At 71.9% G+C, this 22,562-nt stretch carries 19 protein-coding genes; 15 read left to right on the top strand and 4 right to left on the bottom strand.

Annotated elements, in window-relative coordinates:
• Positions 1 to 372 precede the first annotated feature (372 nt).
• Together ACZ60T_RS23635 and ACZ60T_RS23630 are read left to right on the top strand one after the other, a co-directional pair.
• Entirely contained in the window at positions 373 to 1,797 is a 1,425-nt protein-coding gene (locus ACZ60T_RS23635; protein WP_365618450.1) for an NAD-dependent malic enzyme, read from the top strand.
• A 428-nt stretch (positions 1,798 to 2,225) separates the two neighbouring features.
• Complete coding sequence (locus tag ACZ60T_RS23630) at positions 2,226 to 2,507, top strand: HU family DNA-binding protein (protein WP_007382399.1); 282 nt, start codon at positions 2,226 to 2,228, stop codon at positions 2,505 to 2,507.
• 92 nt (positions 2,508 to 2,599) lie between these two features.
• On the opposite strand, the gene murA is transcribed toward ACZ60T_RS23630, so the two are convergent.
• Positions 2,600 to 3,940 carry a UDP-N-acetylglucosamine 1-carboxyvinyltransferase gene (gene murA, locus ACZ60T_RS23625; protein WP_365618452.1) on the bottom strand — a complete coding sequence of 447 codons (1,341 nt, stop codon included), beginning with the start codon at positions 3,938 to 3,940 and terminating at the stop codon, positions 2,600 to 2,602.
• Positions 3,941 to 4,187: 247 nt separating this feature from the next.
• Between murA and ACZ60T_RS23620 the strand changes: the two genes are divergently transcribed.
• The 11 genes from ACZ60T_RS23620 to ACZ60T_RS23570 all read left to right on the top strand — a co-directional run bounded on the left by ACZ60T_RS23620 (position 4,188) and on the right by ACZ60T_RS23570 (position 18,278).
• A complete protein-coding gene (locus ACZ60T_RS23620) occupies positions 4,188 to 4,757 on the top strand; it encodes a YqgE/AlgH family protein (RefSeq protein ID WP_365620956.1) in 570 nt (189 codons plus the stop codon).
• A gap of 30 nt (positions 4,758 to 4,787) precedes the next feature.
• Positions 4,788 to 5,072 carry a DUF3039 domain-containing protein gene (locus ACZ60T_RS23615; RefSeq protein WP_208032514.1) on the top strand — a complete coding sequence of 95 codons (285 nt, stop codon included), beginning with the start codon at positions 4,788 to 4,790 and terminating at the stop codon, positions 5,070 to 5,072.
• A gap of 148 nt (positions 5,073 to 5,220) precedes the next feature.
• Complete coding sequence (locus ACZ60T_RS23610) at positions 5,221 to 6,846, top strand: beta-N-acetylhexosaminidase (protein WP_469667653.1); 1,626 nt, start codon at positions 5,221 to 5,223, stop codon at positions 6,844 to 6,846.
• Positions 6,847 to 7,126: 280 nt separating this feature from the next.
• Entirely contained in the window at positions 7,127 to 8,020 is an 894-nt protein-coding gene (locus ACZ60T_RS23605) for an FAD binding domain-containing protein (RefSeq protein WP_365618458.1), read from the top strand.
• Entirely contained in the window at positions 8,017 to 9,600 is a 1,584-nt protein-coding gene (locus ACZ60T_RS23600) for a (2Fe-2S)-binding protein (protein ID WP_469667652.1), read from the top strand. Before ACZ60T_RS23605 ends, ACZ60T_RS23600 begins: the two co-directional genes overlap by 4 nt.
• Complete coding sequence (locus ACZ60T_RS23595) at positions 9,597 to 11,900, top strand: xanthine dehydrogenase family protein molybdopterin-binding subunit (RefSeq protein WP_469667651.1); 2,304 nt, start codon at positions 9,597 to 9,599, stop codon at positions 11,898 to 11,900. Before ACZ60T_RS23600 ends, ACZ60T_RS23595 begins: the two co-directional genes overlap by 4 nt.
• A 132-nt stretch (positions 11,901 to 12,032) precedes the next feature.
• Positions 12,033 to 13,526 carry an MFS transporter gene (locus ACZ60T_RS23590; RefSeq protein ID WP_469667649.1) on the top strand — a complete coding sequence of 498 codons (1,494 nt, stop codon included), beginning with the start codon at positions 12,033 to 12,035 and terminating at the stop codon, positions 13,524 to 13,526.
• A 210-nt stretch (positions 13,527 to 13,736) separates the two neighbouring features.
• A complete protein-coding gene (locus ACZ60T_RS23585; RefSeq protein ID WP_469667648.1) occupies positions 13,737 to 15,527 on the top strand; it encodes a DEAD/DEAH box helicase in 1,791 nt (596 codons plus the stop codon).
• Between the two features lie 317 nt (positions 15,528 to 15,844).
• Positions 15,845 to 16,486, top strand: a complete 642-nt coding sequence (locus ACZ60T_RS23580; protein ID WP_469667646.1) for an IclR family transcriptional regulator — start codon at positions 15,845 to 15,847, stop codon at positions 16,484 to 16,486.
• A 115-nt stretch (positions 16,487 to 16,601) separates the two neighbouring features.
• The gene (locus tag ACZ60T_RS23575) at positions 16,602 to 17,447 is read left to right on the top strand and encodes a chorismate synthase (protein ID WP_469667645.1); all 846 of its coding nucleotides are present in this window, start codon (positions 16,602 to 16,604) and stop codon (positions 17,445 to 17,447) included.
• A gap of 42 nt (positions 17,448 to 17,489) precedes the next feature.
• Positions 17,490 to 18,278, top strand: a complete 789-nt coding sequence (locus tag ACZ60T_RS23570) for a S16 family serine protease (protein ID WP_469667644.1) — start codon at positions 17,490 to 17,492, stop codon at positions 18,276 to 18,278.
• 4 nt (positions 18,279 to 18,282) lie between these two features.
• Here the strand turns inward: ACZ60T_RS23570 and ACZ60T_RS23565 are convergent, their stop codons facing one another.
• From ACZ60T_RS23565 to ACZ60T_RS23555, 3 genes are all read right to left on the bottom strand, one after another.
• Positions 18,283 to 18,474 (bottom strand): hypothetical protein, encoded by a 192-nt coding sequence (locus ACZ60T_RS23565; protein WP_469667643.1) that lies wholly within the window; start codon positions 18,472 to 18,474, stop codon positions 18,283 to 18,285.
• 89 nt (positions 18,475 to 18,563) lie between these two features.
• Positions 18,564 to 19,157 (bottom strand): ArsR/SmtB family transcription factor, encoded by a 594-nt coding sequence (locus ACZ60T_RS23560; RefSeq protein ID WP_469667642.1) that lies wholly within the window; start codon positions 19,155 to 19,157, stop codon positions 18,564 to 18,566.
• Between the two features lie 106 nt (positions 19,158 to 19,263).
• On the bottom strand, positions 19,264 to 19,743 hold the full coding sequence (locus ACZ60T_RS23555; RefSeq protein ID WP_469667641.1) for an Lrp/AsnC family transcriptional regulator: 480 nt from the start codon (positions 19,741 to 19,743) through the stop codon (positions 19,264 to 19,266).
• A 121-nt stretch (positions 19,744 to 19,864) separates the two neighbouring features.
• Between ACZ60T_RS23555 and hppD the strand changes: the two genes are divergently transcribed.
• Entirely contained in the window at positions 19,865 to 21,010 is a 1,146-nt protein-coding gene (hppD, locus tag ACZ60T_RS23550; protein ID WP_469667640.1) for a 4-hydroxyphenylpyruvate dioxygenase, read from the top strand.
• Positions 21,011 to 21,106: 96 nt separating this feature from the next.
• Positions 21,107 to 22,507 (top strand): FAD-binding oxidoreductase, encoded by a 1,401-nt coding sequence (locus tag ACZ60T_RS23545; RefSeq protein WP_365618500.1) that lies wholly within the window; start codon positions 21,107 to 21,109, stop codon positions 22,505 to 22,507.
• Positions 22,508 to 22,562: the final 55 nt, after the last annotated feature.

Raw genomic sequence — 22,562 nt, 5'->3', positions numbered from 1 at the left:
GGGAATGGCCTTGCGCCATCTGTTTGTTAGCCTGGAGGTGACACCGGCCCGATCCAAGCCCCCGGGCCCAACCTTTGTCGCTACGAGCGACCACTTGCCGCGAGGCGAGCATGGCGGGTCGGTGTCACTGAAAGCCCGACTTCGAACGTCGAAGAGGTCCGCGTCCCCTGTGACGCGGACCTCTTGCGTTGCCCACCCCGGCCCCTGCTTCACGCACAGGTACTTCTCGTATGGTGGAAGCACCTTTCCGAACGTTCCGACGAGCAGCGAACACAACGTTCGCAATCCGGTGCGGTTACCGCGTACTCGCCGGTAGGTGCGACGATTCGGACGGCAATCGGCGACACACGGTGAAAGCAGAGGAAGTCGGCCATGGCAACGGCGCCCAGCGTCTCCTACTCGATGACGGTCCGGCTGGAGGTGCCCGCGGGTGGCACCGCGGTCTCCCAGCTCACCACGGCCGTGGAGTCCTCCGGAGGCTCGGTGACCGGTCTCGACGTCACGGCTTCCGGCCACGAGAAGCTCCGTATCGACGTCACCATCGCCGCCACCTCGACGGACCACGCGCAGGAGATCGTCGAGAAGCTGCGCGCCATCGAGGGCGTCACGCTCGGCAAGGTCTCGGACCGTACGTTCCTCATGCACCTCGGCGGCAAGATCGAGATGCAGGCCAAGCACCCCATCCGCAACCGTGACGACCTCTCCATGGTCTACACGCCGGGTGTGGCGCGCGTGTGCATGGCGATCGCGGAGAACCCCGAGGACGCCCGCCGTCTGACGATCAAGCGCAACTCCGTCGCCGTCGTGACCGACGGTTCCGCGGTGCTCGGCCTCGGCAACATCGGCCCGAAGGCCGCGCTGCCCGTCATGGAGGGCAAGGCGGCCCTCTTCAAGCGCTTCGCCGGTATCGACGCCTGGCCGATCTGCCTCGACACCCAGGACAGCGACGCCATCGTCGAGATCGTCAAGGCCATCGCCCCCGGGTTCGCGGGCATCAACCTCGAGGACATCTCCGCGCCCCGCTGCTTCGAGATCGAGGCGCGGCTGCGGGAGGCCCTCGACATCCCCGTCTTCCACGACGACCAGCACGGCACCGCGATCGTGGTCCTCGCCTCCCTCACCAACGCCCTGCGCGTGGTGGGCAAGCAGATCGACGACGTCCGCGTCGTCATGTCGGGCGCCGGCGCCGCCGGTACGGCCATCCTCAAGCTGCTGCTCGCGGCGGGCGTGAAGAAGGCCGTCGTCGCCGACATCCACGGCGTCGTGCACGCCGAGCGCGCGGACCTGGTGAACGCCGCCGCGGACTCGCCGCTGCGCTGGATCGCCGACAACACCAACCCCGAGGGCCTGACCGGCACGCTGAAGGAGGCCACGCGCGGCGCGGACGTCTTCATCGGCGTCTCCGCCCCGAACGTCCTCGACGGCGCCGACGTCGCCGCCATGGCTGAGGGAGCGATCGTGTTCGCGCTCGCGAACCCGGACCCCGAGGTCGACCCCGCGGTGGCCCGCCGGACGGCGGCGGTCGTGGCCACCGGCCGCTCCGACTTCCCGAACCAGATCAACAACGTGCTGGTCTTCCCGGGTGTCTTCCGCGGTCTGCTGGACGCCCAGTCCCGCACGGTCAACACGGACATGATGCTGGCCGCCGCGAGCGCCCTCGCGGACGTGGTGACCGAGGACGAGCTGAACCCGAACTACATCATCCCGAGCGTCTTCAACGACAAGGTCGCGGGCGCGGTCGCCGGAGCGGTGCGCGCCGCGGCGAAGGCGGCGGCGGAGCCGCTCACGGCCGAGTAGGCACACCTCGGCGGCGGCTCCTGGCCGGTGGTCGCTGCCTGTGACCATTGCCACGGTGGCCCGGCCCGGCGCGTCGCGGCGCGCGGGACGCCGGGCCGCCCCCTAGGGTGGCGGCCGGACTCAGGCTCTGCGGTCCGTTGTCGCGGGCGGACGGAGCGTCACCACACCACAGGAAAGTGGCGCTCTTCGGGTGACTCCCACGGGTTGTTCTCATGACTCCCACGGGTGTTCTCACGGCCCCCGCGGGTGCCGGATTGGCTTTCCCGCCGCAGGTGGGGGCAGGATGCGTCTTCGGGCGCGAGGGTCTGACGACGGACCCGGGTCCGGGACCTCACCGAGGACCCTGGCAGCATCGGCTTCGCCGTGCCCATCATGCGGCTCCGCCGCGTGGCACGCCTCAACGGCAAGAAGAACACGGGAGTAACAACATGAACCGCAGTGAGCTGGTGGCCGCGCTGGCCGACCGTGCCGAGGTGACCCGCAAGGACGCCGACGCCGTGCTGGCCGCGTTCGCCGAGACCGTCGGCGAGATCGTCGCCAAGGGCGACGAGAAGGTCACCATCCCTGGCTTCCTCACCTTCGAGCGCACCCACCGTGCCGCTCGCACCGCGCGTAACCCGCAGACCGGCGACCCCATCCAGATCCCGGCCGGCTACAGCGTGAAGGTCTCCGCGGGCTCCAAGCTCAAGGAAGCCGCGAAGGGCAAGTGACCTTGCCGTCGTACGCCACGCGACCGGCGTAAGGCCAAGGGGCGGTCACCCGAACCGGGTGACCGCCCCTCGCGCGGTTCAGGGCGCCGTCGTCAGCCGAGCACCTTGCTGGGCAGTTCGACCTTCGCCCCCAGCTCCACGAGCTTGTCCATGAAGTTCTCGTAGCCGCGGTTGATCAGGTCGATGCCGTGGACGCGGGACGTGCCCTGCGCCGCCAGCGCCGCGATCAGGTACGAGAAGCCGCCGCGCAGGTCGGGGATGACCAGGTCCGCGCCCTGGAGCCGGGTCGGGCCCGAAACGACCGCGGAGTGCAGGAAGTTGCGCTGGCCGAAGCGGCAGTCCGAGCCGCCGAGGCACTCGCGGTAGAGCTGGATGTGCGCGCCCATCTGGTTGAGCGCGGAGGTGAAGCCGAGGCGGGACTCGTAGACCGTCTCGTGGATGATCGACAGGCCCGTGGCCTGCGTCAGCGCGACCACCAGCGGCTGCTGCCAGTCCGTCTGGAAGCCGGGGTGCACGTCCGTCTCCAGCGCGATGGACTTCAACTCGCCACCGGGGTGCCAGAACCGGATGCCCTCGTCGTCGATCTCGAAGGCGCCGCCCACCTTGCGGTAGGTGTTCAGGAACGTCATCATCGAGCGCTGCTGGGCGCCGCGGACGTAGATGTTGCCCTCGGTCGCGAGCGCGGCCGACGCCCAGGACGCGGCCTCCAGACGGTCGGCGAGCGCGTGATGGTTGTAGCCGCCCAGCGTGTCCACACCGGTGATGCGGATCGTGCGGTCGGTGTCCATCGCGATGATCGCGCCCATCTTCTGCAGCACGCAGATGAGGTCCTCGATCTCGGGCTCCACGGCCGCGTTCGACAGCTCGGTGACGCCCTCCGCCAGCACCGCCGTCAGCAGCACCTGCTCCGTCGCGCCGACGGACGGGTACGGCAGCCGTATCTTCGTGCCGCGCAGCCCCTTGGGGGCCTCCAGGTACTGGCCGTCCGCGCGCTTCTCGATGGTCGCGCCGAACTGCCGCAGCACGTCGAAGTGGAAGTCGATCGGCCGGCCGCCGATGTCGCAGCCACCGAGGCCGGGGATGAACGCGTGGCCGAGCCGGTGCAGCAGCGGGCCGCAGAACAGGATCGGGATCCGCGAGGAACCGGCGTGGGCGTCGATGTCGGCGACATTGGCGCTCTCGACATGCGTCGGGTCGAGGATCAGTTCACCCGGCTCCTCGCCCGGACGGACCGTCACACCGTGCAGTTGCAGCAGCCCGCGGACGACCCGTACGTCGCGGATGTCGGGGACGTTGCGCAGTCTGCTCGGCGCGCTGCCCAGCAGCGCGGCGACCATGGCCTTCGGTACGAGGTTCTTCGCACCTCGGACACGGATCTCGCCCTCCAGCGGCGTTCCGCCGTGGACCAACAGGACATCGTCGTTGACGGTCATGAATCTCGCGTTCCGTGGAGTGGGGCAGGGGGCCGAAGACGTAAGCGTAATAGCCGTCGCCCCCCCTTCAGTAAGCCCCGGTGGGCCCAGCAACGTCATGGGTTTGCCACAACACGAACCGTCCGCAACCGGACACATGGGGTGACCGTGCGACGGCGTGCGCGCCCCTCGTCGATCATGGCCGTATTCACCCGCGTAACCCCGATCGCCTCCCCATACCGGGGCAGGATGCGGGATCATGTCTGCCATGACCGAGGTGTCCTCGCTCACAGGGCGGCTGCTCGTGGCCACTCCCGCCCTGGCGGACCCGAACTTCGACCGCGCTGTGGTGCTCCTTCTCGACCACGACGAGGAGGGCTCGCTCGGTGTGGTCCTCAATCGCCCCACCCCCGTGGACGTGGGCGATGTCCTGGAGGGGTGGGGGGACCTCGCGGGCGAGCCCGGCGTCGTCTTCCAGGGCGGACCGGTGTCGCTGGACTCCGCGCTCGGCGTCGCGGTGATCCCCGGCGGCTCCGCGGAGCGTGCCCCGCTCGGCTGGCGGCGGGTGCACGGAGCGATCGGCCTGGTCGACCTGGAGGCCCCGCCCGAACTGCTCGCGCGGGCCCTGGGCTCCCTGCGCATCTTCGCCGGGTACGCGGGCTGGGGCCCCGGCCAGCTCGAGAACGAACTGGTGGAGGGCGCCTGGTACGTCGTCGAGTCCGAGCCCGGCGACGTGTCGTCCCCGGAGCCGGAGCGGCTGTGGCGGGAGGTACTGCGCCGGCAGCGCAGCGAGCTGGCGATGGTGGCCACGTATCCCGATGACCCTTCGCTCAATTGACGCCCGGGACCTTTCAGTACTCTTGGTGCTATGAGCACTCTTGAGCCCGAGCGCGGTACTGGTACGGGGACCCTCGTAGAGCCGACGCCGCAGGTGTCGCACGGCGACGGCGACCACGAGCGCTTCGCCCACTACGTCCAGAAGGACAAGATCATGGCGAGCGCCCTCGACGGCACGCCCGTCGTGGCGCTGTGCGGCAAGGTGTGGGTCCCTGGCCGCGACCCGAAGAAGTACCCCGTCTGCCCCATGTGCAAGGAGATCTACGAATCCATGGGCAGCGGCGGCGACGAGGGCAAGGGCGGCGACAAGAAGTAGCCGGTCCGCCGCGCGACGACCGCGGGCCCCCGGGAAGCGTCTCCACGCGTCCCGGGGGCCTTCGCGTTCACTACTGCGTATCCGCGTACGAGAGGTATCCGCGTACGAGGGCTGGTCCCGGGGCCCGGTGGGGCGGTAGAGCACTGCTATGACGGACCTGATTCCCGAGCCCGGCCGGGTGACCGCCCCCGAGGCCGGCTTCTTCGACCTGATCTCCGCCACCGGGCTGATCGCGGGCGACGGCGCCGAACGGACCGAGCGCTGGCTGCGCGCCACGCTCGGCGCGGCCACCGGGCTGCCCCTTCCGGCGCGCGCCGCGGACGGCGGCGTCCTCCGCCTCACCGTCGACCCGAGCGCCACCGGTGACCTGGGCGAGGAGGGCTACGACCTCACGATCGAGGCGACCGGTGCGCACCTGGTGGGCGGCGGCGCGGCCGGCCTCTTCTGGGGTGCGCAGACGCTACGGCAACTGCTCGGCCCCGACGCCTTCCGGCGCGCGCCCCTGCCGGACCGGCGGTGGCGGCTGCCGCTGCTGCGGATCCAGGACGCGCCCCGCTTCCGCTGGCGCGGCCTCCTGCTCGACGTCGCCCGGCACTTCCTGCCCAAGGACGGGGTCCTGCGCCAACTGGACCTGATGGCCGCGCACAAGCTCAACGTCCTGCACCTCCACCTCACCGACGACCAGGGCTGGCGCCTGGAGATCAAGCGGTACCCGAAGCTCACCGAGACCGGCTCCTGGCGGGCGCGCACGCGCTACGGCCACCGGGCCTCGCCGCTGTGGGAGCGGAAGCCGCACGGGGGTTACTACACGCAGGACGACATCCGCGAGATCGTCGCCTACGCGGCCGAGCGGCACATCACCGTCGTCCCCGAGATCGATCTGCCGGGACACAGTCAGGCGGCCATCGCCGCGTATCCGGAACTCGGCAACCGCGACGTCGTCGACACGGCCTCCCTCACGGTCTGGGACGACTGGGGCGTCAACCCGAACGTCCTCGCCCCCACCGACACCACCCTGCGGTTCTACGAAGGGGTGTTCGAGGAGGTTCTGGAGCTGTTCCCCTCGCGCTTCGTCCATGTCGGCGGCGACGAATGCCCCAAGGACCAGTGGCGGCGGTCCCCGGCCGCGCAGGCACGCATCAGGGAGTTGGGCCTCGCCGACGAGGACGAACTCCAGTCCTGGTTCATCCGCCACTTCGACACCTGGCTCACCGCCCGCGGCCGTCGGCTCATCGGCTGGGACGAGATCCTGGAAGGCGGCCTGGCACAAGGGGCCGCGGTGTCCTCCTGGCGCGGATACGCGGGCGGCGTCACGGCCGCGCGGGCGGGACACGACGTCGTCATGTGCCCGGAGCAGCAGGTGTACCTGAACTTCCGTGAGGACGGCGGCGAGGACGAGCCGGTGCCCATCGGATACGTCCGCACGCTGGCGGACGTCTACCGCTTCGAGCCGGTTCCCCCGCAGCTCACCGGCGACCTCGCGCGGCATGTGCTCGGTACGCAGGCCAACATGTGGACCGAGGTGACCGAGGATCAGGACCGGATCGACTACCAGATGTTCCCCCGGCTCGCGGCGTTCGCCGAGGTCGCCTGGAGCGCGCTGCCCGCCCCCGCGGACCGCGACGTCGCGGGCTTCGAGCGGCGGATGGCGGCCCACTACCGCCGACTTGACGCCCTGGGCGTCGCCTACCGGCCGCCCACCGGACCGCGCCCCTGGCAGCGGCGACCCGGCGTGCTCGGACGCCCGATCGAGGGCGCGCCCCCGAACGTGTGAGGCGCGGCCGAGGTGCCCGCCGACGGCCCGACTCCCTGGAAACGTGGCCCCACATGGGCAAAACCCGTGCAAGAAGCACTGATCGGTGGAAACTCGCCGTCGGTGTCGATGTCATGGCAAAGCGGGCCAAGTCCCGGGGTGGGGGGTGAGTCTCTCCTGGCGGACCCCCGCGTCGCGGGTGGGGGAAGATGTGCCAGAGTTGCCACGTCCCTCCTGTCAGCACGTACCGTACGGCAGCACAGGTGGGGACCAGGTGGGGCAGTGGGAAGGGGCAGCCGGATTGACCACGCAGGCACCGCGGGCGGCGCAGGCCGTGACCCTGCCCGCCTCGCTGGACGAGGCCGTGGCGGCGCTCGCCGCCATGCCGGCGGCCGTCCCCGTGGCGGGCGGCACCGACCTCATGGTCGCGGTCAACTCCGGGCAGTTGCGGCCCGCCGCGCTGGTCGGACTCGGCCGCATCAGTGAGATCCGTGGCTGGCAGTACCAGGACGGCCATGCGCTGCTCGGCGCGGGCCTCACCCATGCCCGGATGGGACGCCCCGACTTCGCCGCGCTCATCCCCGCCCTCGCGGCGGCGGCCCGCGCGGCCGGACCACCGCACATCCGCAACGCGGGCACGCTCGGCGGCAACATCGTCTCGGCCGCGCCCACCGGCGACGCGCTTCCGGTGCTCGCCGCCCTGGAGGCCACGCTGGTCGTCGCGGGCCCCGGCGGCGCCCGCCGCGAGATCCCGGTCTCGCATCTGCTCGCGGGCGTGGAGATGCTGCGCGGCGGTGAACTCGTCGGCTACGTACGGGTTCCGCTGCTGCACGCGCCCCAGGTCTTCCTGAAGGCGACCGGACGCACGGGCCCCGGCCGGGCGACGGCGTCCGTGGCGCTCGTCCTCGACCCGGCGCGGCGCGGGGTGCGGTGCGCGGTCGGTGCCATAGCGCCGATGCCGCTGCGCCCGCTGGAGGCCGAGCGGTGGGTCGCCCAGTTCATCGACTGGGACAACGACCGCGCGATCGCCCCCGAAGTGCTCACCGCCTTCGGGGAGTACGTCGCCACGGCGTGCGTCCCCGACGCGGAACCGGCGCAGGACGGCACCGTGCCACCGCTTCCGCCCGCCGTACTGCATCTGCGGCGCACCGTCGCCGCGCTGGCCCGTCGAGCACTGGGGAGGGCGCTGTCGTGACCGACGACCAGCACCGTGAGGACGCCGCCCACGAGAGCGCCCGCGGGTCCTGGGAACGGCTGCCCCAGGGGGAGTACGACGACGGGGCCACGGCCTTCGTCCAGCTTCCCGAGGGCGGCGTCGACGCCCTTCTCGCCTCCTACAGCCCCCTGGCCGCGCCGGGCCACGGCTTCGTGCCCCCGGCGTTCCCACCGGCCACCGACACCGCGGGCGCCTGGGATCAGGCCGCCGGGAATGTGCACTGGCCCGACGCGAACGCCGCCACCGGTCAGGGCGGGGACGACCGGTTCACCTACGACCCCGCCGCGACCGCGCAGTGGACGATGGCGGACGCCGCGCCCGCACAGCCGGAGCAGCCCGTCGCCGGGCATGACGTCACCGGGCAGTGGTCGATCCCCGTGGCGGACGGTGAACTCTCCGACGACTCGGGCGAGTTCAACACGTCGTCGCTGGTCGAGCAGTGGGGCCACACCCCGCCCGCGACCCTGCCGGGCGGCGCGGCGGCACCCTGGGTGACGGAACCGGCGGAACCGGCCGGACAGCCGGGACAGCCGTGGACGGACCCCGCGGGGGAGAGCGCCGCGCAGGCGCCCGTCGAGCTGCCGGAAGAGCCGTCGTACGAGGACGCGCTCGCCGGTGGGGCCCCGCAGGAGCCCGCGGCGGTCCCGCAGCAGTCCGAGCCCGCCGCGCCGGTCACCGCCGGGCAACTGCCCGAGCCCGCCGCCCCGGTGGCCGCCGAGGAGACGCCCGACCCGGCGCCGGACGCCGTTCCGGTCGCCGATCCCGTACCCGCCGCTCCGGACCCCGTACCCGTACCCGTACCGGCCGCGGACCCGGCACCGGAAGCGGATGCGGACGCGGAGGCGGACGCGAGCGAGCCGACGCCCGAGCAGGCTGCGGCCCCCGCTCCCGAGGCCGCGCCCGAGCAGCCCGCCGCCGAACCCACTCCCGAGCCCGCCCCCGAACCGACGCTCGAACTCGCCCTCGACGACCACCCGTTGGCCTCCTACGTCCTGCGGGTCAACGGCGCCGACCGCCCGGTCAGCGACGCCTGGATCGGCGAGTCGCTGCTGTACGTGCTGCGCGAGCGGCTCGGGCTCGCCGGGGCCAAGGACGGCTGTTCGCAAGGCGAGTGCGGTGCCTGCAACGTCCAGGTCGACGGCCGCCTCGTCGCCTCCTGCCTGGTGCCCGCCGTGACCGCCGCGAGCAGCGAGGTGCGGACCGTCGAGGGGCTCGCCGTCGACGGCCACCCCTCGGACGTACAGCGGGCGCTCGCCGAGTGCGGCGCCGTGCAGTGCGGGTTCTGCATCCCCGGGATGGCGATGACCGTGCACGACCTGCTGGAGGGCAACCCCGCGCCCACCGAACGCGAGACCCGCCAGGCCCTGTGCGGCAACCTCTGCCGCTGCTCGGGCTATCGCGGGGTCCTCGATGCGGTGGCCCAGGTCGCCGCCGGACGCCGGGCGCACACCGAGCACACCGAGACCGAACCGGGGCAGCACGCCGAGGCGGCGCCCTCCGTCTTCGACGACGCGGCCCTGAACGAGCACCCGTACGGCCAGGACGGAGGCCAGGCGTGAGCAGCGAAGCCACCACGACCACCGAGACGGCCCTGCCCGCCGCCGAGCCGCTGCCGCACGGCCTCGGCGCCAGCCTGCCGTCCACCGACATCCGCGCCAAGACCGAGGGCACGTTCCCGTACACGGCCGACCTGTGGGCCGAGGGCCTGCTGTGGGCCGCCGTGCTGCGCTCACCGCATCCGCACGCGCGCATCGTGTCCATCGACACGCGGCACGCGCGCGAGATGCCCGGCGTCCGGGCCGTCATCACGCACGAGGACGTGCCCGGCAGCCCGCTCCTCGGCCGGGGCACCGTCGACCGCCCGGTGTTCGCCTCCGAGGTCGTGCGCCACCACGGGGAGCCGATCGCGGCCGTCGCCGCCGACCACCCCGACACCGCGCGCATGGCCGCCGCCGCCGTCATCGTCGAGTACGAGGTGCTCGACCCGGTGACCGACCCGGAGCAGGCCTTCGAGGCCGAACCGCTGCATCCCGACGGCAATCTGATCCGCCATATCCCGCTGCGCCACGGTGACCCGGACGCGGTCGGCGAGACCGTCGTCGAGGGCCTGTACCGCATCGGCCGTCAGGACCCGGCCCCCATCGGCGCGGAGGCCGGTCTCGCCGTGCCCCGGCCGGACGGCGGGGTCGAGCTGTATCTCGCCTCCACCGACCCGCACACCGACCGCGACCGGGCCGCCGCGGTCTACGGTCTGCCACCCGAACGGGTGAAGATCGTCGTGACCGGGGTGCCCGGCGCCACCGCCGACCGGGAGGACCAGGGCTTCCAGGTCCCGCTCGGCCTGCTCGCGCTGCGCACCGGCTGCCCGGTCAAGCTGACCGTGACGCGCGAGGAGTCCTTCCTCGGGCACGTGCACCGCCACCCCACCCTGCTGCGCTACCGCCATCACGCGGACGCCGAGGGCAAGCTGGTGAAGGTCGAGGCGCAGATCCTGCTGGACGCGGGCGCGTACGCGGACACCTCCGCGGAGGCGCTCGCCGCCGCGGTGTCCTTCGCCTGCGGCCCGTACGCGGTGCCGAACGCCTTCATCGAGGGCTGGGCCGTGCGCACCAACAACCCGCCTTCCGGCCATGTCCGGGGCGAGGGCGCGATGCAGGTGTGCGCGGCGTACGAGGCCCAGATGGACAAGCTCGCCAAGAAGCTGGGCCTGGACCCGGCGGAGTTGCGGCTGCGCAACGTCATGGCGACGGGCGACGTCCTGCCGACGGGCCAGACGGTGACCTGTCCGGCGCCGGTGGCCGAACTGCTGGAGGCCGTACGGGAACACCCGCTGCCCCCGCTGCCCAAGGACACCCCCGCGGACGAGTGGCTGCTGCCCGGCGGTCTCGAGGGCGCGGGCGAGCCGGGTGCCGTGCGCCGCGGTGTCGGCTACGGCCTCGGCATGGTCCACATGCTCGGCGCGGAGGGCACCGACGAGGTCTCCACCGCGACGGTGAAGGTCCAGGACGGGGTGGCCACGGTCCTGTGCGCGGCGGTCGAGACGGGACAGGGCTTCACCACGCTGGCCCGGCAGATCGTCCAGGAGACGCTCGGCATCGACGAGGTGTACGTGGCGCCGGCCGACACGGACCAGCCGCCGGCGGGCGCGGGCTGCCGCAGCCGTCATACCTGGGTGTCGGGCGGGGCCGTGGAACGCGCGGCGAAGATGGTCCGCACCCAACTGCTGCAACCGCTCGCACACAAGTTCGGCATGTCGACCGAGCTGCTCCAGATCACCGACGGCAAGATCACCTCGTACGACGGCGTGCTGTCGACCACGGTCACCGAGGCGCTGGACGGCAAGGAGCTGTGGGCCACGGCGCAGTGCCGCCCGCACCCGACGGAACCGCTGGACGAGACGGGCCAGGGCGACGCCTTCGTGGGGCTCGCGTTCTGCGCGATCCGCGCGGTGGTGGACGTGGACGTCGAACTCGGCTCGGTCCGGGTCGTGGAAGTGGCGCTCGCGCAGGACGTGGGCCGGGTGCTGAATCCCGCGCAGCTCGCCGCGCGCGTGGAGGCCGGGGTCACCCAGGGCGTGGGCATCGCGCTCACGGAGAACCTCCGTACGGCGCGCGGTCTGGTCCGCCATCCCGATCTGACGGGCTACTCCCTGCCGACGGCCCTGGACGCGCCCGACATCCGGATCGTGAAGCTGATCGAGGAGCGGGACGTGGTCGCGCCCTTCGGCGCGAAGTCGGTCAGCGCGGTGCCCGTGGTGACGTCTCCGGCGGCGATCGCCTCAGCGGTCCGCGCGGCGACGGGCCGCCCGGTCAACCGCCTGCCGATCCGCCCGCAGGCGGCGGTGGTGACGACGCAGTGAGCGGTGCGGCGGCGAGCCTTCGGGCCGTGCCGCGCCGTGCGGCGGTCCAGGACAGTCTAGGACCAAGGTCGCAGCCGGATCACCGTCTTCCGACAGGAGCCTGACCGCGCCGAGCCCCTTACGCTGAACAGCATGGCTGCCCTCGAACCCCGCGACAGCGACAGCGATGTCGCCGACGCTCCCGTCGTCTCCGTCGAGACCCGTACCGACTCCCAAGACGCTGATGACGTGGACGACCGCACCGGCATCCTGAGCAGTCCCCACCGGGCCCTGAGCATCGGCATCGTCTCGGTGATCCTGCTGATCGCCTTCGAGGCGACGGCGGTCGGCACGGCGATGCCGGTGGCCGCGCGGGAACTGGACGGGGTGTCGCTGTACGCGTTCGCGTTCTCCGGGTTCTTCACCACGAGCCTGTTCGGCATGGTCCTGTCCGGGCAGTGGTCGGACCAGCGGGGGCCGCTGGGCGCGCTGACCACGGGCATCGGCTCGTTCGCGGTGGGCCTTGTACTGGCCGGGACCGCGGGCTCGATGTGGGTGTTCATCGCGGGCCGGGCCGTCCAGGGGCTGGGCGGCGGGCTGGTGATCGTCGCGCTGTACGTCGTCGTCGGGCGGGCCTATCCCGAGCGGCTGCGTCCGGCGATCATGGCCGCGTTCGCGGCGGCCTGGGTCGTGCCCTCGATCGTCGGACCGCTCGCCTCGGGCGCGGTCACCGAGCACTTCGGCTGGCGCTGGGTCTTCCTCAGCATCCCGGTGCTCGTGGTGTTCCCGCTGGCGATCGCCCTGCCCCAGATACGACGGCGGGCGGCGGGACCGGTGCGGGAGGGCGCCGCCCCGGCCTCCTTCGACCGGCGGCGCATCCAGCTCGCCTTCGCCATATCGCTCGGCGCCGGGCTCCTCGAGTACGCGGCGCAGGACCTGCGCTGGCTGTCCCTGCTGCCCGCCGCCGCGGGCGTCGCGCTGCTGGTGCCCGCCGTACGGGGGCTGCTGCCGCACGGCACCTACCGGGCGGCGCGCGGGCTGCCGTCCGTGGTGCTGCTGCGCGGGGTCGCGGCGGGCTCGTTCATCGCCGCGGAGTCCTTCGTGCCGCTGATGCTCGTCACCCAGCGCGGGCTCTCCCCGACGCTGGCCGGGTTCTCGCTCGCGGCGGGCGGGCTGACCTGGGCGCTGGGCTCCTGGGTGCAGTCCCGGCCGCGCCTCGCGCCCTACCGCGAGCGGCTGATGACGGTCGGCATGGTGTTCGTGGCCGCCGCGATCGTCACGGCGCCCAGCGTGCTCATCCCCGCCGTCCCGGTCTGGACCCTCGCCGTGGCCTGGGCGTTCGGCTGCTTCGGCATGGGCCTGGTCATCGCCGCGACGAGTGTGCTGCTGCTCCAGCTCTCGGCCCCCGAGGAGGCCGGCACCAACTCCGCGGCCCTCCAGATCTCCGACGCCCTCTCCAACGTCCTCCTCCTGGCAGCGGGCGGCGCCGCCTTCGCCGCCCTCGGCGGCGGCACGGTAGGCCACACCACGTCGACCACCACCGACACCACGTCCCACCCGACCGCGTTCGCGGTGGTGTTCCTGACGATGGCGGTGGTGGCCCTGGTGGGGGCGTGGGTGACACGACGGGTGCGGGTTCACTCCTGAGCGGTACCACTTTGGCCCCATCAGGAGGTGGCGGCCGGGAGTCTGGAGGATGCGGGGTTGATCGCCCAGCGGCTGAGGGTGCTGCACGCGCCGGTGTGAGCTGAGTCCCATCCCCAAGTCAGCCCGTGCCGTTCGGGCGAACGCGGCGCCGGGCCGCCGGTAGGGTGGCCCGGTTGTCCTACGTAGCCCAGCACAACGAACCCGGAGACCGTGACTACTACCGCCTCCACCTCCCATCACCTCTCTCCCGCCTTCCCCGGCCGCGCCCCCTGGGGCACCGCGAGCAAGCTGCGTGCCTGGCAGCAGGGCGCGATGGAGAAGTACCTCCAGGAACAGCCCCGGGACTTCCTGGCGGTCGCCACCCCCGGCGCCGGTAAGACGACCTTCGCGCTGACGCTCGCCTCCTGGCTGCTCCACCACCATGTGGTGCAGCAGGTCACCGTGGTCGCGCCCACCGAGCATCTGAAGAAGCAGTGGGCGGAGGCGGCGGCCCGGGTCGGGATCAAGCTCGACCCCGAGTACAGCGCCGGACCGCTCGGCCGGGAGTACCACGGCGTCGCCGTCACCTACGCGGGCGTCGGCGTCCGGCCCATGCTGCACCGCAACCGCGTCGAGCAGCGCAAGACCCTCGTCATCCTCGACGAGATCCACCACGCCGGTGACTCCAAGTCCTGGGGCGAGGCCTGTCTGGAGGCGTTCGAACCCGCGACCCGCAGGCTCGCCCTCACCGGTACGCCGTTCCGCTCCGACACCAACCCCATCCCCTTCGTCGCGTACGAGGAGGGCAACGACGGGATCCGGCGCTCCGCCGCCGACTACACCTACGGCTACGGCTCCGCGCTCGCCGACAACGTCGTGCGGCCCGTCATCTTCCTCTCCTACAGCGGCAACATGCGCTGGCGCACCAAGGCGGGCGACGAGATCGCCGCCCGGCTCGGCGAACCCATGACCAAGGACGCCGTCAGCCAGGCCTGGCGCACCGCCCTCGACCCGCGCGGCGACTGGATGTCCAGCGTGCTGCGCGCCGCCGACGAGCGGCTGACCGAGGTCCGCCGAGCCATACCGGACGCGGGCGCCCTCGTCATCGCCAGCGACCAGGACTCGGCCCGCGCCTACGCCAAGCTCATCCGCGAGATCACCGGCGACAAGGCGACCCTCGTCCTGTCCGACGACACGGGCGCCTCCGACCGCATCGACGAGTTCAGCCACGGCACCGACCGCTGGATGGTCGCGGTGCGCATGGTGTCCGAGGGCGTCGACGTGCCCCGGCTCGCCGTCGGGGTGTACGCGACGACCATCTCCACCCCGCTCTTCTTCGCCCAGGCCGTCGGCCGCTTCGTACGGTCGCGGCGGCGCGGTGAGACCGCCTCCGTCTTCCTGCCCACCGTCCCCGACCTGCTGACCTTCGCCAACGAGATGGAGGTCGAGCGCGACCACGTCCTCGACAAGCCGAAGAAGGAGGGCGAGGAGGACCCGTACGCGGAGGAGGACAAGCTCCTCCAGGAGGCCGAGAAGCAGCAGGACGAGGACACCGGCGAACAGGACATGCTGCCCTTCGAGGCGCTGGAGTCCGACGCCGTCTTCGACCGGGTCATGTACAACGGCGCCGAGTTCGGCATGCAGGCCCACCCGGGCAGCGAGGAGGAGCGGGACTACCTCGGCATCCCGGGCCTGCTGGAGCCCGAGCAGGTGCAGTTGCTGCTCCAGAAGCGGCAGGCCCGGCAGATCGCGCACAGCCGCAAGAAGCCGGACACGGACGCCGATCTGCTCGAACTGCCCGCCGAGCGGCGCCCGGTGGTCACCCACAAGGAACTCCTCGAACTGCGCAAGCAGCTCAACACCATGGTCGGCGCGTACGTCCACCAGAGCGGCAAGCCGCACGGCGCGATCCACACCGAGCTGCGCCGGGTGTGCGGCGGCCCGCCGAGCGCCGAGTGCACCGCGGGCCAGTTGCGCCAGCGGATCGCCAAGGTCCAGGAGTGGGCCACCCGTATGCGGTGACATGCGCAGGCGATGTCGGCGCGCGCCCCGCGCAGGGGCGCGCGCCGCTTCCATACCCGAGCAAATCGAAGCAGTACGTACCAGCCACTGACCGGATTCTGGACTGAGCCTTCCGCTGAGCGAACCGGCTCGCGTACTGTCACGCTGCGCACGCCCCGTGGCAGCGTCGCCGCGGAGCGCAGCCGAACAGCGACTGAGCTCGGGATCTCTCCCGGGCCGCCAGCCAACCGGTGGCCTTCTGGCGCGTCGCCGACGGGACTCGGCGGCGCATCCGCCGCGAAAGAGACCGCCGACTCACCACCGAAGGAGTGGGCGTCGTGACCGCGGAGACCTCCCAGACGCTCGACCGGGGCCTCAGGGTTCTCAAGCTGCTCGCCGACACCGACCACGGCCTGACCGTCACCGAGTTGTCCACCAGGCTGGGCGTGAACCGGACCGTGGTCTACCGGTTGCTCGCCACCCTGGAGCAGCACTCTCTCGTCCGCCGCGACCTGGGGGGCCGCGCCCGGGTCGGACTCGGCGTGCTGCGCCTGGGCCGCCAGATGCACCCGCTGATACGGGAGGCGGCCCTGCCCGCGCTGCGGGCGCTCGCGGAGGACGTCGGCGCGACCGCGCATCTCACCCTGGTCGACGGTGCGGACGCTTTAGCCGTCGCCGTGGTCGAGCCGACCTGGACCGACTACCACGTGGCCTACCGCCCGGGGTTCCGGCATCCGCTCGACCGGGGTGCGGCCGGCCGCGCGATCCTCGAGGCGCGTCGGCAGCCGGTGAGCGAGCCCGGATACACGCTCACGCACGGGGAGTTGGAGACGGGCGCGAGCGGCGCGGCGGCACCGCTGCTCGGGGTGACCGGGGTCGAGGGCAGCGTCGGTGTCGTGATGCTCTCGGACGCGGTGCCGGACACGGTGGGGCCGCGGGTGCGGGAGGCGGCACGGGAGGTGGCCGAGGCGCTGCGCTGAGCGCCCCGCCGTCCTCCTCAACTCCCGCCGATGTCCCCGTCTCACCCCGTCATCGCCCGCAACTCCGGTCGTCCGAGCGGTACTTCAGCCGGTCCGAAACGGGCAGACTCGACCCATGACAGCAGAGACGGACCTTCGGGAACGGGCGGCTCGGCTCGCGGACGAGGCCGCCCGCGCCGCGGGCGTCCACCTGCGCACCGTGCACGACGTCACCGGCCTCGCCGCTGTGGCCGACTACTTCAGCGACGTCTGGCGGACCCCGCGGCATGCCCCGCCGCTGCCCGCGGAGGAGCTGCACAGCCTGGTGCACGCGGGCGGGGCCGTGCACGCCGCGTACACCGCCGACGGGGACCGGCTCGCCGGGGCCTGCGTCGCCGTCTTCGGTCCGCCCGCCGCCGCGGACGCGTACTCCCTGGTGGCGGCGGCCGACCGCGGCGTCGGGTACGCCGTCAAGCAGACGCAGCGCGGCTGGGCCCTGGGGCACGGCGTCCGCACGCTGCGCTGGACCTTCGACCCGCTGGTGGGCCGCAACGCCCGCTTCAACCTGGTCAAGCTGGGCGCGACCGGCACGGAGTACCTGGTCGACTTCTACGGTCCGATGGCCGACGGGGTGAACGACGGCGACGAGAGCGACCGGCTGACCGTGACCTGGGACCTGACGGCACCCCGGAGCCCGTCCGCGCACGGTGACCCCACCACCACCGGCTTCGCCGGAGCGGGGGAGACCCGCACGGCTCCGGACGGCGCCCCGCTCGTACGGCGTGCCCGTGACGGGCGGCGGCTGTGGTGCCGCGTCCCCGACGACATCGTCACCCTGCGCGCCGCCGACGCGGCCCTCGCCCGGCGCTGGCGCCACGCCCTCCGCGAGGTGCTCACCGAGGCCTTCGCCGAGGGGTTCCGCGCGACGGCCATGTCCCGGGACGGCTGGTACACGCTCACGCGCCCTGGCCCCGCGGCCTGACCGGCGCCCGGCCGCGGCGCACGCTCACGTTAGATTGACTCCGTGCTCTCTCGCCTCTCACGCCCCAAGGCCGTCGCCCTCTGCGCCCTGCCCGTCGTGGCCCTGCTCGCCACGGCGGCGTTCGCGCCACTGCCGTTCGCCGTGGCGCAGCCCGGTATGACGGCGAACGTCCTCGGCGAGAACAAGGGCGCCCCCGTGATCACGATCAGCGGGGCGCCCACCCGTACGACCAAGGGCCAGTTGCGGATGACGACCATCGTGGCCACGGGCCCCGACGTGCGCGTCCACCTCGGTGACGTGATCGACGGCTGGAACCGTACGGACCGCGCGGTGATGCCGCGCGACGCGGTCTACCCGAGCGGCAACAACCTCGAGGAGATCGAGCGGCACAACACCGAGCAGATGAAGCAGTCCCAGGACGCGGCGACCCGGGCGGCGCTGACGTACCTGAAGCTCAGCGACAAGGACGTCAAGGTCACTCTGAAGCTCGCGGACGTCGGCGGTCCCAGCGCGGGCCTGCTGTTCACGCTCGGCATCATCGACAAGCTGCGGGGCGACGGCCACGGCGGTGACCTCACGGGCGGTCGCACCGTCGCCGGTACGGGCACCATCGACGCGTCCGGCCGGGTGGGCGCGGTCGGCGGGGTGGCCCTGAAGACCCAGGCCGCCTACCGCGACGGCGCGAGCGTCTTCCTGGTCCCGAGGGCGGAGTGCACCGACGCGAAGGCGGAACTGCCGAAGGGCCTGCGCCTGGTCCCGGTGACGACGCTCAAGAGCGCGGTCGACGCGCTGGTGTCCCTGGAGAAGGGGAAGGGCGTACCGAGCTGCTGACGCGCTAGCAGGCGACGGCGGCGGCGGGCCGAGGCGTCGAGGCCATCCGCAGGCCGACCTCCACCAGCGTCCAGCCGAGGCGTACGCGCAGGTCGCGCGGTTGCCTGGCCAGCTCGGCGAGGTGATCGGCGTCGGCCTGGGCGCGGAGGTCGGCGGCGCGGGCGTGGTGCAGGGCGAGGCGGTTGTCGGTGTTCATCGTCGTTGCCTTTCGGTCCGTGTCAGTCCGTGGTCGGTTCGTGCGGTCCGGTCCGTGCGATCCGTGCGGTCGCGATCCGTGCAGTCGCGTCAGTCCGTGGCGATGGGGAAGGCGTGCGTGTGGATGCGTACGCGCGCGGCCTGCGGGTCGTCCTCGGTGGCGGGCAGATCGCGGTACTCGTCGATGAGCGCGTGCATCTTCAGGACGAGTTCGCGGGCCAGTTCCGGCGTCAGCCGTAGCGTCGCGCTGCTCATGTCCCCGGCGTGGTTCCACTCCTCCGGCAGGGTGTGGCGGTTGCCCAGCCAGGTCGACAGATCGCGCATCTGCTTGGTCGCGGCCTCGTGGAGGTAGAGCTCGGCGGCGCCGCGCACCTCCGGGTTCTCGTCCTGGAGGAGGGAGTCGTTGAGCCGTATCCCCGTGTACACCGCCTTCCACCACCGCTCCCGGCCCTTGCACCGCTCCGGCGCGTCCTCCACGAAGCCGTGCGCGGCGAGCTGGCGCAGGTGGTAGCTGGTCGAACCGCTCGACTCGCCCAGCTTCTGCGCCAGTTGGGACGCGGTGGCCGGTCCGTCGAAGCGCAGGGAGTCGAGCAGCCGCATCCGCAGCGGATGCGCGAGTCCACGCAGCGAGCGGGCGTCGAGATCACGGACCTGCGGTTTCTGGGGCTGCTGGGGCTCGTTCATGGGTCCAAAGATAGCGTTGCAAAGAACTCGTTGCAACGGGTTCTTTGCAACGAGTTCTTTGGAACTTGCGCGGCCCCAACTCAGCGACGCCAGCGCCCCATTGGACCTACGGCCGACCCTGGTCCTCCGCCGCCTGCTGCACCAGCGGGATGATCCGCAGCGGCACGGCGTTCTCCATGACGATCGCCGTGGAGGCCCGGACGATGCCCTCGAACCCGACGACCCGGTCGATCACCCGCTGAAGATCCGCGTTCGACCGCGCCACCAGCCGGCAGAGCATGTCCCCGGTGCCCGTGGTGGTGTGCAGTTCGAGCACTTCGGGGACGGTCGCCAGATGGGCCCGTACCTCCGTGCCCTGCCCCTGCCGGATCTCCAGCGTCGCGAACGCCGTGACCGGATAGCCGAGCGCCGCCGGGTCCACCTGCGGCCCGAAGCCGCGGATCACCCCCTTCGACTGGAGCCGGTCCAGCCGCGCCTGCGCGGTGCCGCGCGCGACCCCGAGCCGCCGGGACATCTCCAGCACGCCGATCCGCGGCTCCCGCGCCAGCAGCACGATGAGCCGGGCATCCAGATGATCGATCGCCATACCGCTCCCGCCATGGTCATCCTGTACAGATCGCCCGCCGATGCGGGCGTAGTGCTGAACAGAGTGCCCAGTGGATGCGCAAACTATTGCGCACCTTGCGGACGCGGGCGAGGCTGCCGCTATGACGCAGACCACACAGCACACCCCCGGCACCGCGCGCGAGGCAGACCCGTTCCCGGTCAAGGGAATGGACGCGGTCGTCTTCGCCGTGGGCAACGCCAAGCAGGCGGCTCACTACTACTCCACCGCCTTCGGCATGACGTTGGTCGCCTACTCCGGGCCCGAGAACGGCAGCCGCGAGACCGCGAGTTACGTGCTGGAGAACGGCTCCGCCCGGTTCGTCTTCACCTCGGTCGTCAAGCCCTCGACCGAGTGGGGCACCTTCCTGTCCGAGCATGTGGCCGAGCACGGCGACGGCGTGATCGACCTCGCCATCGAGGTCCCGGACGCGCGTGCCGCGTACGCCTACGCCATCGAGCACGGCGCCCGCTCGATCGAGGAGCCGCACGAGGTGAAGGACGAGCACGGCGTCGTCGTCCTGGCCGCGATCGCCACCTACGGCAAGACCCGCCACACGCTGGTCGAGCGCTCCGGCTACGACGGCCCGTACCTGCCGGGCTACATCGACGCCGACCCGATCGTGGAGCCCCCCGCCCGCCGCACCTTCCAGGCGGTCGACCACTGCGTCGGCAACGTCGAGCTGGGCCGCATGAACGAGTGGGTCGGCTTCTACAACAAGGTCATGGGCTTCACGAACATGAAGGAGTTCGTGGGCGACGACATCGCGACCGAGTACAGCGCGCTGATGTCCAAGGTCGTCGCGGACGGCACGCTCAAGGTCAAGTTCCCGATCAACGAGCCCGCCATCGCCAAGAAGAAGTCCCAGATCGACGAGTACCTGGAGTTCTACGGCGGCGCGGGCGTCCAGCACATCGCGCTCAACACGAACGACATCGTCGAGACGGTACGGACGATGAAGGCGGCCGGGGTCCAGTTCCTCGACACCCCGGACTCGTACTACGACACCCTCGGCGAGTGGGTCGGCGACACCCGCGTCCCGATCGACACCCTGCGCGAGCTGAAGATCCTCGCCGACCGCGACGAGGACGGCTATCTGCTCCAGATCTTCACCAAGCCGGTCCAGGACCGCCCGACGGTCTTCTTCGAGATCATCGAGCGCCATGGCTCCATGGGCTTCGGCAAGGGCAACTTCAAGGCCCTCTTCGAGGCCATCGAGCGCGAGCAGGAAAGGCGCGGCAACCTGTAACCCGCGCCGTACGCCGCCCGCCGGGCGATGCCTTCGCCGCATCGCCCGGCGGCGACGGGCTTCACAGCGCCGTCCCCGGGTGCGACGCTTGAGATCATGAGCCGTATCGAAGCCCCGCGCGACCACGTCACGGGCGATCTCGTCAGCCGCCTGTGCGACGGTCTGCCCGCCGATGCCGTCCTCACCGACCCCGACATCACGGCCTCGTACGCGAACGACATGGCGAGCTTCTGCGCGGCCGGTGCCCCGGCCGTGGTCGTGCTGCCGCGCACGGTCGAAGAGGTCCAGCACGTCATGCGGACCGCCACGGCCCTGCGCGTGCCGGTCGTCCCGCAGGGTGCCCGCACCGGCCTGTCGGGCGCGGCCAACGCCTCCGACGGCTGCGTCGTGCTCTCGCTGACCAGGATGGACCGCATCCTGGAGATCAACCCGGTCGACCGAATCGCCGTCGTCGAACCCGGCGTCGTCAACGCCACGCTCTCCCGCGCGGTGAACGAACACGGCCTCTTCTACCCGCCGGATCCCTCCAGTTGGGAGACGTGCACCATCGGCGGCAACATCAGCACCGCGTCCGGCGGACTGTGCTGCGTCAAGTACGGGGTGACGGCCGAGTACGTCCTCGGGCTCGACGTCGTCCTGGCCGACGGCCGCCTGCTGTCCACCGGCCGCCGTACGGCCAAGGGCGTCGCCGGATACGACCTCACCCGGCTCTTCGTCGGCGCCGAGGGCTCGCTCGGCATCGTCGTACGCGCGACGCTCGCGCTGAAGCCGCAACCGCCTCGACAGCTCGTCCTGGCAGCCGAGTTCGCCTCCGCTGCCGCCGCCTGCGAGGCCGTGTGCCGGATCATGGACGGAGGGCATGTGCCCTCCCTGCTCGAACTCATGGACCGCACCACCGTCAAGGCCGTCAACGAACTGACGCGCATGGGCCTGCCCGAGACCACCGAGGCGCTGCTGCTCGCCGCCTTCGACACCGCGGACCCGGCGGCGGACCTCGCCGCGGTCGGCGCGCTGTGCGAGGCCGCGGGCGCCACCCAGGTGGTCCCGGCCGACGACGCGGCCGAGTCCGAACTCCTGCTCCAGGCACGGCGGTTGTCGCTGCCCGCGCTGGAGGCGACCGCGGGCACGACAATGATCGACGACGTGTGCGTACCGCGCTCCCGGCTCGGCGAGATGATCGAGGGCGTCGAACGCATCGCGGAGAAGTACCGGCTCACCATCGGCGTCTGCGCCCACGCGGGCGACGGCAACACCCACCCGGTCGTCTGCTTCGACGCACAGGACCCGGACGAAACCCGGCGCGCCCGCGAGTCGTTCGACGAGATCATGGCGCTCGGCCTGGAACTCGGCGGCACGATCACCGGCGAACACGGCGTGGGCATCCTGAAGAAGGAGTGGCTGGCCCGCGAACTCGGGCCGGTGGGCGTGGAGATGCAGCGCGGCGTCAAGCAGGTCTTCGACCCGCTGGGCATCCTCAACCCGGGCAAGCTCTTCTGACCCCCGGGGGTCGCCCGGACAGGGGCGGGTACGGGCGGTCCGCCCCTGACAGGTG

Source organism: Streptomyces sp. NPDC104371 (genome assembly GCF_055583785.1).
Note: the sequence above shows the minus strand (reverse complement) of the source record. Positions and strands in the feature narration are given on the sequence as shown.

What these genes read in the sequence shown, in the direction of transcription:
- ACZ60T_RS23575 (WP_469667645.1), top strand. Translation starts at nt 16,602, where the DNA reads ATGACAGCAGAGACGGACCTTCGGGAACGGGCGGCTCGGCTCGCGGAC.
- ACZ60T_RS23565 (WP_469667643.1), bottom strand. Translation starts at nt 18,474, where the DNA reads ATGAACACCGACAACCGCCTCGCCCTGCACCACGCCCGCGCCGCCGAC.
- ACZ60T_RS23615 (WP_208032514.1), top strand. Translation starts at nt 4,788, where the DNA reads ATGAGCACTCTTGAGCCCGAGCGCGGTACTGGTACGGGGACCCTCGTA.
- murA (WP_365618452.1), bottom strand. Translation starts at nt 3,940, where the DNA reads ATGACCGTCAACGACGATGTCCTGTTGGTCCACGGCGGAACGCCGCTG.
- ACZ60T_RS23555 (WP_469667641.1), bottom strand. Translation starts at nt 19,743, where the DNA reads ATGGCGATCGATCATCTGGATGCCCGGCTCATCGTGCTGCTGGCGCGG.
- ACZ60T_RS23560 (WP_469667642.1), bottom strand. Translation starts at nt 19,157, where the DNA reads ATGAACGAGCCCCAGCAGCCCCAGAAACCGCAGGTCCGTGATCTCGAC.
- ACZ60T_RS23635 (WP_365618450.1), top strand. Translation starts at nt 373, where the DNA reads ATGGCAACGGCGCCCAGCGTCTCCTACTCGATGACGGTCCGGCTGGAG.
- ACZ60T_RS23610 (WP_469667653.1), top strand. Translation starts at nt 5,221, where the DNA reads ATGACGGACCTGATTCCCGAGCCCGGCCGGGTGACCGCCCCCGAGGCC.
- hppD (WP_469667640.1), top strand. Translation starts at nt 19,865, where the DNA reads ATGACGCAGACCACACAGCACACCCCCGGCACCGCGCGCGAGGCAGAC.
- ACZ60T_RS23590 (WP_469667649.1), top strand. Translation starts at nt 12,033, where the DNA reads ATGGCTGCCCTCGAACCCCGCGACAGCGACAGCGATGTCGCCGACGCT.
- ACZ60T_RS23620 (WP_365620956.1), top strand. Translation starts at nt 4,188, where the DNA reads ATGACCGAGGTGTCCTCGCTCACAGGGCGGCTGCTCGTGGCCACTCCC.
- ACZ60T_RS23630 (WP_007382399.1), top strand. Translation starts at nt 2,226, where the DNA reads ATGAACCGCAGTGAGCTGGTGGCCGCGCTGGCCGACCGTGCCGAGGTG.
- ACZ60T_RS23545 (WP_365618500.1), top strand. Translation starts at nt 21,107, where the DNA reads ATGAGCCGTATCGAAGCCCCGCGCGACCACGTCACGGGCGATCTCGTC.